The organism is Actinoplanes sp. GCM10030250 (genome assembly GCF_042666575.1).
Taxonomy (GTDB): Bacteria; Actinomycetota; Actinomycetes; order Mycobacteriales; family Micromonosporaceae; genus Actinoplanes.
In genome coordinates this window covers 7,903-17,742 of sequence record NZ_JBHTDO010000009.1, presented here as the reverse complement: position 1 = coordinate 17,742, position 9,840 = coordinate 7,903, and the positions used below count along the sequence as shown (strand labels likewise).

Sequence of the window (9,840 nt, the reverse complement as noted above, 5' to 3'; positions counted from 1 at the left end):
TTGCCCGGCTGGTGGTGAGGGGGTGTTTTTGGCCGTGCGGCCCCGCTCAGCGCCAGCCTGGCTGGGGTCTTGGGCGGCGAACTGGGGAGGGCGTTGTTCAGAGGGCTGGGGCGGGGGCTGGTTCGGGGCGGCGCTTGGAGACCCAGCGTTCGAAGATGAGGGTGGTGAGGGGTGGGATGGAGGCGGCCAGGCCGAACAGGGTGCGCCACAGGGACCAGCGTTCGGATCGCGCGGCCCACAGTGTTGCGGCCAGGTAGGCGACGAACAGCGCGCCGTGCAGCCGGCCGAAGAGCCACACGCCGGCTTCGGTGGTGTGCGTGACGTGCTTCAGGTACATGCCGACCAGTAGCCCGGTCCACGAGATCGCCTCCGCGACCGCGGTGATCCGGAAGATGCGGAACGCGTCCACCGACCTGCCCTTTCTTGACCGTGCCGAAAGTGCCCAGAGTGCCGAGCAGCGCCGCGAGCGCCGCGCATTGCCTGAGCGCCGCACGGCACCGGCTGGCGCCTCAGGCGCTGAGCAGCGCCGCGAGCGCTGAGGAACGTTGAGGTTAGCGGGGTGGAAGATGAGCGTTTGCTGTGGGAGTGATCGGGATGGCCGATACTGGACCGGTGGCCGACCTGTCCCGTCCGGAGCGGATGCGCCCCTGCCGCCGCTGCGGTCACCCGACCCGGGTGGATCGCATGGTGCAGGGCTACGGGCGTAACTGTGCCGCCCTGCTCGGCCTGATCGGCGGAACAGTCGACACCGGCCACTCCGGCCCGGACCTCCTGGACCTGCTCGACCCGGACCTGATCAACGCCACCCTGAGAGAACCCGAGGACGAGTGCGACGGCTGGGACCGCCCAGCCGACCGCCCAGCCGACCGCCCAGCCGACCGCCCAGCCGACCGCCCAGCGGACCGCCCAGCCGACCGCCCAGCGGACCGCCCAACGGACCGCCCCGTCGGACCTAACGCACGCCGACACCCGCCAGCGTGAGATACCGCGACGGATCCTGCGCCGAAGCCTGCTCCGGCCGCCACAACTGCCCGTACACCAAACCAGGCTCCACCAGCTCCCACCCGGCGAAGAACCGCGCCACCTCCTCCTCGTCCCGCGGCACCAGAGCCGTCCCGGTACGGGTGTAAAGATCAGCCACCCGCTCCATCGCATCCGGCCGCGCGCTGGTCGTGGCATGCGTGACAGCAAGCTGGCTGCCAGGCACCACCGCCTCCCGATAAGCGCTCAGAGCCGCCTCGATCCCCGGCCCATCGGAGACGAAATGCAGCACCGAGACCATCAGAACCGCGACCGGCAGGCTCAGATCGAGCAGCCCGCGCACCGCCGGCTCGGCCAGCAGAACTTCCGGCTGCTGCAGATCGCCGTGAACCACAGTGATCCCCGGCTCCTCGCCGAGCAGATGCCGCGCGTACAGAACAGCCGCCGGATCGATGTCGACGTAGACCACCCGCGCGTCGGGGACAGCCTCCCGGGCCACCTCGTGCACGTTGCGTTCGGTGGGTATGCCCGAGCCCAGGTCGAGGAACTGGCGGATCCCGTGGCCGGTGGCGTACCGGACGGCCCGTTGCAGGAAGGCCCGGTTGGCCTGGGCGATCTCCGGGAGTTCCGGTACCAGCTCGACGGCGCGGGCGGCCACGGCGCGGTCGGCGGCGAAGTTGTGGGTGCCGCCGAGGAACGCGTCGTAGATACGGGCCGCGCTGGGACGGTTCGGGTCGATGGTGGCTGGCAGTTCGGGCGTCGTGCTCACCAACTCACGATGCCCAGATTCTGGATCCTCATAACCGGAATATCCGAATAGACGTACTTTAGGGGGCGGGAGGTAGCGGTGGAGTCACGCGAGGTCCCGGGGCTCCTGCTCGACACCGCCCCGGATGCGATCATCGTCAGCCGCTCGGACGGCACCATCACCCTGGCCAACCGCCGGGCCCACGACATGTTCGGGTACCCCGCCGAGACACTGGTGGGCTCGCCCGTCGACGTCCTGGTGCCGGACGAGGTCAGGGAACAGCATCCGGGCCACCGGTTGGCGTACCTCAGTGGGGCGCATCCGCCACTGCGCAGGCTGCCGCTGCGCGGCCGGCGCGGCGACGGCAGTGTCTTCGCCGTCGAGGTCTCACTCTCCGCGGTCACCGCGCCCGACGGCGAGACGTACGTGACCGCAGTGCTCCGCGACGACACCACCCAGCGCGAAGCGGCCCGGACCCGGGCGCTGCTGGCGTCCGTGGTGCAGTCGTCGCACGACGCGATCGTCACCGCCGACCTGGAGGGCCGGGTGCTCTCCTGGAACCCCGGCGCCGAGATCCTCTACGGTCACCCGGCGGCCGACATGATCGGCAAACCGATCGACGAGATCATCCCGGTGACCCGCCGCAACGACGAGGAGCAGGTCCGGCTGCTGGTCCGCCTCGGCGGCCGGGTGGACCGGTACCGCAGCCTGCGCCAGAACGCCAAGGGCGAGATCGTGGCGGTCTCGATGCTGATCTCCCCGCTGCTCGACGAGCGCGGCTCGATCATCGGCACCACCACGATCGGCCGGGACATCAGCGACCGGGAGCGTGCCGAGGCCCGGGTGCAGGCGATCCTCGACGCCGCACCGGACGCGATGCTGGGCGTGGGTGAGTCCGGCGAGGTGGTCCTGGTCAACGCGGAGGCCGAGCGGCTCTTCGGGCACCCGCGCTACGACCTGCTGCACATGCCGCTCGACCTGCTGCTGCCGGACGGCCTGCCGCCGATCTCGGCGGTCCTGCGCACCGGCGGTGACAGCACGCCGCTGGACACCGAACGAGCCCTCGCCGAGCCCGGCGAGCCGGTCGACCAGCGCTGGGCCTCCCGCCGGGCGCTGCACCGGGGCGGCGGCGAACTGCCCGTCGACATCGCGTGCAGCTCCCTGCACACCGACACCGGCATGGTGATCGTGGTGGTCGTCCGCGACATCACCGAGCGCCTCGCCGCCGAGGAGGAACGACGCCGGCTGCGCGAGGAGACCGATCGGCAGCGGCTCGAGGCCCGGATGCAGCAGGCGCAGCGGCTGGAGAGCCTCGGCCAGCTGGCCGGCGGCATCGCGCACGACTTCAACAACCTGCTCGCGGTGATCCTCAACTACGCCTCGTTCATCATCGAGGACGCCGCGGGCAGCCCGCCCGCCGTGGACGCCGAGCAGATCGCCCGGGCCGCCCGGCGGGGCAGCGACCTGACACACCAGCTGCTGGCCTTCGCCCGCCGTGAGGTGATCCGGCCGCGCCCGCTGAACCTGAACACCGTGGTCACCGAGGTGCACCAGATGCTCGACCGGTCACTGGGGGAGCACATCGCGCTGACCGTACGGACCACGGCCGGCCTGCCGTCGGTGATGGCCGATCCGGGTCAGCTGGAACAGGTCCTGGTCAACCTGGCCGTCAACGCCCGCGACGCGATGCCCACCGGTGGCCGGCTCACCATCGACACCGCCCTGGTGCCGGTGGACGCCGAGCACGCCGCTGCCCGCGCCGGCCTCAGCCCCGGCCGCTACGTACGCCTGCGCGTCTCCGACACCGGCACCGGCATGCCGAAGGAGGTGATCGACAAGGCGTTCGAGCCGTTCTTCACCACCAAGCCCAGCGGGCAGGGCACCGGCCTCGGCCTGGCCACCGTCTACGGCATCATCACGCAGGCCGGCGGCACCGTGCAGATCTACTCCGAGACCGGCATCGGCACCACCTTCACGATCCTGCTGCCGGCGACCGAGGTGCAGGCGCAGGAGGCCGCGCCGGAGGAGTCGGTCGCCGGGCTCACCGGGCACGGCGCGACGGTCCTCGTGGTGGAGGACGAGGACGCGCTGCGCGAGGTGACCTGCCGGATCCTGCACCGCGGCGGCTACACCGTCCTGGCCGCCGGCAGCGGTGACGAGGCGCTGCGGCTGGCCGCCTCGCACAGCGTCGACGTCCTGCTCACCGACGTGATCATGCCGGGCATGCTGGGCAGGGACCTGGCCGCCGCGGTCAGCAGGTCGTGGCCGGCCACCAAGGTGCTGTTCATGTCCGGTTACGCCCAGCCGGTCCTCACCACTCACGGCACCCTGTCCGCCGAGGTCCACCTCCTGGAGAAGCCGTTCACCAGCGCCGAGCTGATGCGAGCGCTGCACGACGAGCTCCAGGCCAAGCCCTGACATCGACGCCGGTCTCAGGATGCGAGGTGGCGCGAGCGGGTGTAGACCGGACTTCATGGCGTACCGGAGACTGGCTTCCGCCCTACTGGTGACGACCCTCGCCCTGCTTCCGGCCCCACGAGCAGAGGCAACAGCAACACCGGAAAGAGCACCGGCAGAGGGTACGGACGAGCAGTACCTCCCGGCGGACAAGTCCGGCTTCCTCACCTCGGCGGACACCCGCAGCAAGGTCTGGGCCACCGTCCAGCGCTCCGGCGGCCTCGGCGAGGTCTTCTATCCCGACCTCGGCACACCGAGCGTCCGCGCCCTCCAGTTCGTGCTGGCCGGCCCCGGCGGTCACGCGGTCCGCGCCGAGGAGGCCGCCACCGTCACCACGACGCTGACCGGCGAGCGCAGCCTCAGCTATCGGCAGACCTTCACCGAGCGGTCCGGCCGGTGGCGGCTGTCCGCCGCGTACACGACCGACCCGCGCTCCGCGGCCGTCCTCGTCGACCTGCGGCTGACCACTCGCGGTGACCGCCCGTACCGGCTCTACGCGATCTACGACCCGGCCCTCGGCAACACCCGTGGCAACGACGCGGGGCGCACCGTACGCGATGCGCTTCTTGCTTCTGATGGGCCGGTGACAAGCGCCTTCGCGGCCTCGCCGAGCTTCACCGCCACCTCCAGCGGACACGCCGGCGTCTCCGACGGCTGGACCGACCTGCTGGCGGACGGCCGGATGGACCTGCGCGCCCCCGCCGCCGCACCCGGCAGCCTGGTGCAGACCGGCGAAACCACCCTAACCGGGCGCCCGGGCCACCGCTCCGCGACCCTCGCCCTCGGCTTCGCGCCCACAGCCACCGAGGCCCGCGCGCTCACCGCGTCCACACTGCGCCGCGGCTTCCCGGCGGTCGCCCGCGAGTACGCCCACGGCTGGTCCCGCTACCTCGACGGCATCCACCGCCCGCCGGCCGCCGCGGACCGCCGCCTCTTCCGGGTCTCCGCGATGGTCCTCGCCGCCACCGAGGACAAGACCCACCGCGGCGCCTACGTGGCCGCCCCCGCCGCGCCGTGGGCGTTCGGGCGCGACGACCCGTCCGGCCCCTACCACCTGGTCTGGGCACGCGACCTCTACCAGATCGCGACCGGGCTGCTGGCCGCCGGCGACCGGGCCGGTGCCGGGCGGGCGCTGGACTACCTGTTCACCGTGCAGCAGAAGCCCGACGGCTCGTTCCCGCAGAACTCCCGCATCGACGGCACCCCGGTCTGGGAGGGGCTGCAACTCGACGAGGTCGCGCTGCCGATCGTGCTGGCGTACCAGCTCGGCCGCACCGATGCCCGGACATGGTCGGGGGTGAAGCGGGCGGCGGACTTCCTGCTCGGCTTCGAGCAGGACGGTAACCGGGCGCCGTGGAGCCCGCAGGACCGCTGGGAGAACCAGTCCGGGTATTCGCCGGCCACCATCGCCGCCGAGATCGCCGGGCTGGTCTGCGCGGCGTCGATCGCCCGCGCCAACGGGGACGCCGCGTCGTCGGCGCGTTATCTGGCGACCGCCGACGAGTGGCAGAGCAGGGTCAAGGGCTGGACGGTCACCAGCACCGGGCCGTACTCGTCCTCGCCCTACTTCCTGCGCCTGACCAAGGACGGCCGGCCGGACGCCGGAACCACCTACGACATCGGCGACAGCGGGCCGTCCGGCGTTGACCAGCGCCGGGTCGTCGACCCCGGCTTCCTCGAACTGGTGCGGCTCGGTGTGCTGCCGGCCGCCGACCCGGTGATCCGCAACAGCCTCACCGTCGTCGACGAGCAGCTCGGCGTGCCCACCGCGCGGGGCCTCTTCTGGTACCGGGCCTCGTTCGACGGCTACGGCGAGAAGGCCGACGGCAGCCAGTGGGACTATCCGTTCCCGGCCGACTCCCTGATCACCCGGGGCCGGGCGTGGCCGCTGCTCAACGGCGAGCGCGGGGAGTACCTGATCGCCTCCGGCCGGGACCGGGCGGCTCGCGAGCAGCTGCGGACCATGGCCCGTGCCGCCGGATCGGGGCTGCTCCTGCCGGAACAGGTCTGGGACCTGCGGCCGCCCTATCGCGAGCCGGGCACCCCGACCACCTCGGCCACGCCGCTGACCTGGTCACACGCGCAATATCTGCGGCTGGCCCGCGACATCGAGGCGGGCCGCGTCCTGGAGCAGCCCGCGGTGGTGGCCGCCCGTTACCTGCGCTGACCGGACCTGCGCTGACCGGACCTGCGCTGACCGGACATGCGCTGACCGGACCTGCGCTGACCTGCCATCACCGGGGGACGTCGGCCGACAGGATCAGGCCCAGGCAGGCGCAGCCGGCCAGCATCACCGTGACCACGAGCAGGATCACCGCCGCGGCCAGACCCGGATAGCGCTGCGGCGGTGAACCGATCGCGCCCGCCATGAACGAGAGCAGCGGAGCCCGGTATTCCAGCTCGACAGTGCGGCCGGGCACGGCCACGACGTCGGTCTCGGCCACGCCGATCCGGGACGGCATCAGATAGGGAACGTGCACGTGGACGTGGTGCGGCCCGAGCGTCACCGAGGTGACCACCCGGCCCCAGCTCGCCGGAACCGGCTGCCCGTCGACCTCCAGCACCGGGGTGTAGAGCCCGAGCAGGAACGCGAGCGGGGCGTATTTCAGTGTCACGGCGATCGTCGAACCGTCACCGCGGCGCGACGAATCCCCCGGCGGGATGCCGGGGAGCACGGGCCGGTACGGCGGCGCTTGGATGGCCAACGGTCAACCCTTCGGGCGTTGGTCGCCCGGGAAGAATATGCCGTACTCGGCGGTCCTGGAAGTCCTATGTGGACACAGCGATCCCACGGCGGCGCCGCGTGCCGCTAGGATGTGCTTCCCACCGACCTCACATTCGGCCTGGAGGACTCCCGTGACCAGCGGAGACGCAGCACCCACAGTGGATCAGCAGACCGTCTCGCCGGCACGCCGGTGGAACTACTGGCTGGGCGGCAAGGACCACTTCCAGATCGACCGGGAGTCCGGCGACCGGATCGCCGACGCGTTCCCCGCGATCCGGATCGCCGCCCAGCAGGGCCGCGCCTTCCACAACCGGGTCATCCGCCACCTGGCCGGCGAGGCCGGGATCCGGCAGTTCATCGACATCGGCACCGGCCTGCCCGCCCCGGACAACACCCACGAGGTGGCCCGCGCGATCGCACCGGAGTCCAAGGTCGTCTACGTCGACAACGACCCGATGGTGCTCACCCACGCCCGCGCGCTGATGGTCGGCGGGACCACGACGTATGTGAACGGCGACCTGCGCCACCCCGGCACCATCCTCGACTCCGCCGAGCTGAAGGAGACGATCGACCTGTCCCGGCCGGTCGCCATCCTGCTGATCGCCGTCCTGCACTTCATCAAGGACGACGAGCAGGCCCGCGAGGTGGTCCGGGAGTTGCTCGCCGCGGCCGCGCCCGGCAGCTTCCTGGTGGCGACCAACTCGACGAAGGACTTCATCCCGCCGCAGACCGCCGCGATGTATGACGCGATGCTCGCCACCGGCCACGTCGACGCCTGGCCGCGTGACAAGGACTGCTTCGGCCGCTTCTTCGACGGCCTGGAGCTGATCGACCCGGGCGTCGTGCCGATCTGCGACTGGCGGCCCGACTCCGACGAGCGGCCCACCGCGGCCGAGACCTCGATGTACGGCGCGGTCGGCCGCAAGCCCCGGTGACGCGGGGCCCGCGATCCGCAATCCGCAATCCGCGGGCTGCGGGCCGCGGCTGCGGGCCGCAGGCCGCGGTGACGCCTCGGCCGAGGGAAAGATCGAGTGGAAGCGGCGATTTCTCAGCGTTCGTTCAGCGGGCGTTGCTAGTTTTCCGATCCTGACGGGTTCTAAGCGGGAGTAAATCGTGGTCTTCAAGAAGCTGCTCGGTGCCCTCGGTGTGGGCGGGCTCAGCGTGGACACCGTGCTGTCCAACCCCAGCACCTACCCGGGCGCGCCCCTGACCGGCCAGGTCAACCTGGTCGGCGGCACCCAGGACCAGGACATCGAGCACATCACCCTGGGCCTTGTCACGCGGATGGAGGTGGAGAGCGGCGGCAGCGACTACTCGACCGTCAGCGACTTCCTCCGGGTCCCGGTGACCGGCCCGATGCGGATCGGCGCCGGCCAGCAGGCCTCCCTGCCGTTCCGGTTCGACATGCCGTGGGAAACGCCGATCACCACGGTCTACGGTCAGCCGTTGCGCGGCATGGTGATGGGCGTCCGCACCGAGGTCGCGATCGCCCGCGCCATCGACAAGGGCGACCTGGACGCGGTGCACGTGCACCCGCTGCCGATCCAGCAGCGCATCCTCGACGCGTTCAGCCAGTTGGGCTTCCAGTTCAAGTCCGCCGACCTGGAGTACGGGCAGATCTACGGCGTCCACCAGACGCTCCCGTTCTACCAGGAGATCGAATACTTCCCGCCGCAGCAGTTCGCCCAGGGCGGCATCAACGAGGTCGAGCTGACGTTCGTCACCAGCCCGCACTCCGTCGAGGTCGTGCTGGAGTTCGACAAGCGCGGCGGCCTCTTCACCCAGGGCCACGACACGTACGGCCGCTACACCGTGTCACACGCCGACGCCGACACCACCGACTGGCGCCAGGTCGTCGAGGGCTGGGTCCGCCAGGCCGTCGACCGCCGCAAGTCGATGCCCGGCTTCGGCGCCCCCGCCGCCTACGGCCACCCCCAGCAGGGTTACGGCCAGCCCGGCTACGGCCAGCCCGGCTACGGCCAGCCCGGTTACGGTCAGCCGGGCCACGGCCACCACGGTCACTACCGCGGCCACGGTCGCGGGCACGGCGGCGGCATGGGCGGAGCCGCACTGGGTGTGGCAGGCGGTCTCGCCGCCGGCTACTTCGTCGGCGAGGCCATCGAGGACGTAGCCGAAGACTTCGGCGGCGACTTCGAGGAGTAGCCAACCCCATCGTGAACGGGGCGAGAGAAACTCTCTCGCCCCGTTTTTCGTGCACGCCTCGCCCGAAGCGCAACCCCCGCCCCGCCCGATCCACCGAGCTGGCTCTCAGCGGTGCCCCCAGAGCATTCCGGCACCGCTGAGCGCCAGCCGGTCCACTCGGCTGGGCGTGAGGGGTGCCCCGGGAGCGTTTCGGCACCGCTGAGCGCCAGCCGGTCCACTCGGCTGGGCGTGAGGGGTGCCCCGGGAGCGTTTCGGCGCCGCTGAGCGCCAGCTGGGGGAGCGGGCTGGGCGTGAGCGGTGGGTCAAGAGGGCGGGGCGGGTGGGGTGGGCTGGACCACCGATCTCAGCCCGGCGGTCGTGGCAAAGGCTCGCGTTGCAGGCGAGGTCGCGCCGGCTCCTGGAGAGCTTTGCGTCGACCGTACGATATAAAGCGCACTGAGAGTGACCGGCCACTCAACAGGAACCATATCCCATTCACTCTATGGGAAATGTATGTGGGCTGGGTCACAAAGAGGCTGACGCCGGGCATGTCCGCCGTCTACGTTCAGGGCATGAATCGGAGCAAGTGCCTGATCCGGCGCCGCTTCGTCGACTATCTCCGGGTGTGCACCTGCGCCTGTTGAGTCCGACGGCGAAGCGACGCCGCCCGACCTCCTGAGCACCGGCAGTGACGCCGGACCCTCACACGACGCCGGACCCTCACACGACGCCGGACCCTCACACGACGCCGGACCCTCACACGACGCCGGACCCTCACACGACGCCG

Annotated in this window: 7 protein-coding genes; 4 read left to right on the top strand and 3 right to left on the bottom strand. The window is 71.2% G+C overall.

Features of this window, described 5'->3' with window-relative positions:
- Positions 1 to 97: 97 nt before the first annotated feature.
- Positions 98 to 409: a DUF3817 domain-containing protein gene (locus tag ACFQV6_RS14210; protein WP_378027921.1), complete on the bottom strand. Its 312-nt coding sequence runs from the start codon at positions 407 to 409 to the stop codon at positions 98 to 100.
- Between the two features lie 543 nt (positions 410 to 952).
- On the bottom strand, positions 953 to 1,750 hold the full coding sequence (locus ACFQV6_RS14205; protein WP_378027920.1) for an SAM-dependent methyltransferase: 798 nt from the start codon (positions 1,748 to 1,750) through the stop codon (positions 953 to 955).
- A 78-nt stretch (positions 1,751 to 1,828) separates the two neighbouring features.
- On the opposite strand from ACFQV6_RS14205, the gene ACFQV6_RS14200 reads away from it, so the two are divergent.
- Positions 1,829 to 4,147, top strand: a complete 2,319-nt coding sequence (locus ACFQV6_RS14200) for a PAS domain S-box protein (protein WP_378027919.1) — start codon at positions 1,829 to 1,831, stop codon at positions 4,145 to 4,147.
- A gap of 55 nt (positions 4,148 to 4,202) precedes the next feature.
- The gene (locus tag ACFQV6_RS14195; protein ID WP_378027918.1) at positions 4,203 to 6,353 is read left to right on the top strand and encodes a glycoside hydrolase family 15 protein; all 2,151 of its coding nucleotides are present in this window, start codon (positions 4,203 to 4,205) and stop codon (positions 6,351 to 6,353) included.
- A 67-nt stretch (positions 6,354 to 6,420) separates the two neighbouring features.
- On the opposite strand, the gene ACFQV6_RS14190 is transcribed toward ACFQV6_RS14195, so the two are convergent.
- On the bottom strand, positions 6,421 to 6,891 hold the full coding sequence (locus ACFQV6_RS14190) for a hypothetical protein (protein WP_378027917.1): 471 nt from the start codon (positions 6,889 to 6,891) through the stop codon (positions 6,421 to 6,423).
- 151 nt (positions 6,892 to 7,042) lie between these two features.
- On the opposite strand from ACFQV6_RS14190, the gene ACFQV6_RS14185 reads away from it, so the two are divergent.
- Positions 7,043 to 7,846, top strand: coding sequence for an SAM-dependent methyltransferase (locus ACFQV6_RS14185; protein ID WP_378027916.1), 804 nt, complete (start codon positions 7,043 to 7,045; stop codon positions 7,844 to 7,846).
- Between the two features lie 178 nt (positions 7,847 to 8,024).
- Positions 8,025 to 9,074 carry a sporulation protein gene (locus tag ACFQV6_RS14180; protein ID WP_378027915.1) on the top strand — a complete coding sequence of 350 codons (1,050 nt, stop codon included), beginning with the start codon at positions 8,025 to 8,027 and terminating at the stop codon, positions 9,072 to 9,074.
- Positions 9,075 to 9,840: the final 766 nt, after the last annotated feature.

What these genes read in the sequence shown, in the direction of transcription:
- ACFQV6_RS14195 (WP_378027918.1), top strand. Translation starts at nt 4,203, where the DNA reads ATGGCGTACCGGAGACTGGCTTCCGCCCTACTGGTGACGACCCTCGCC.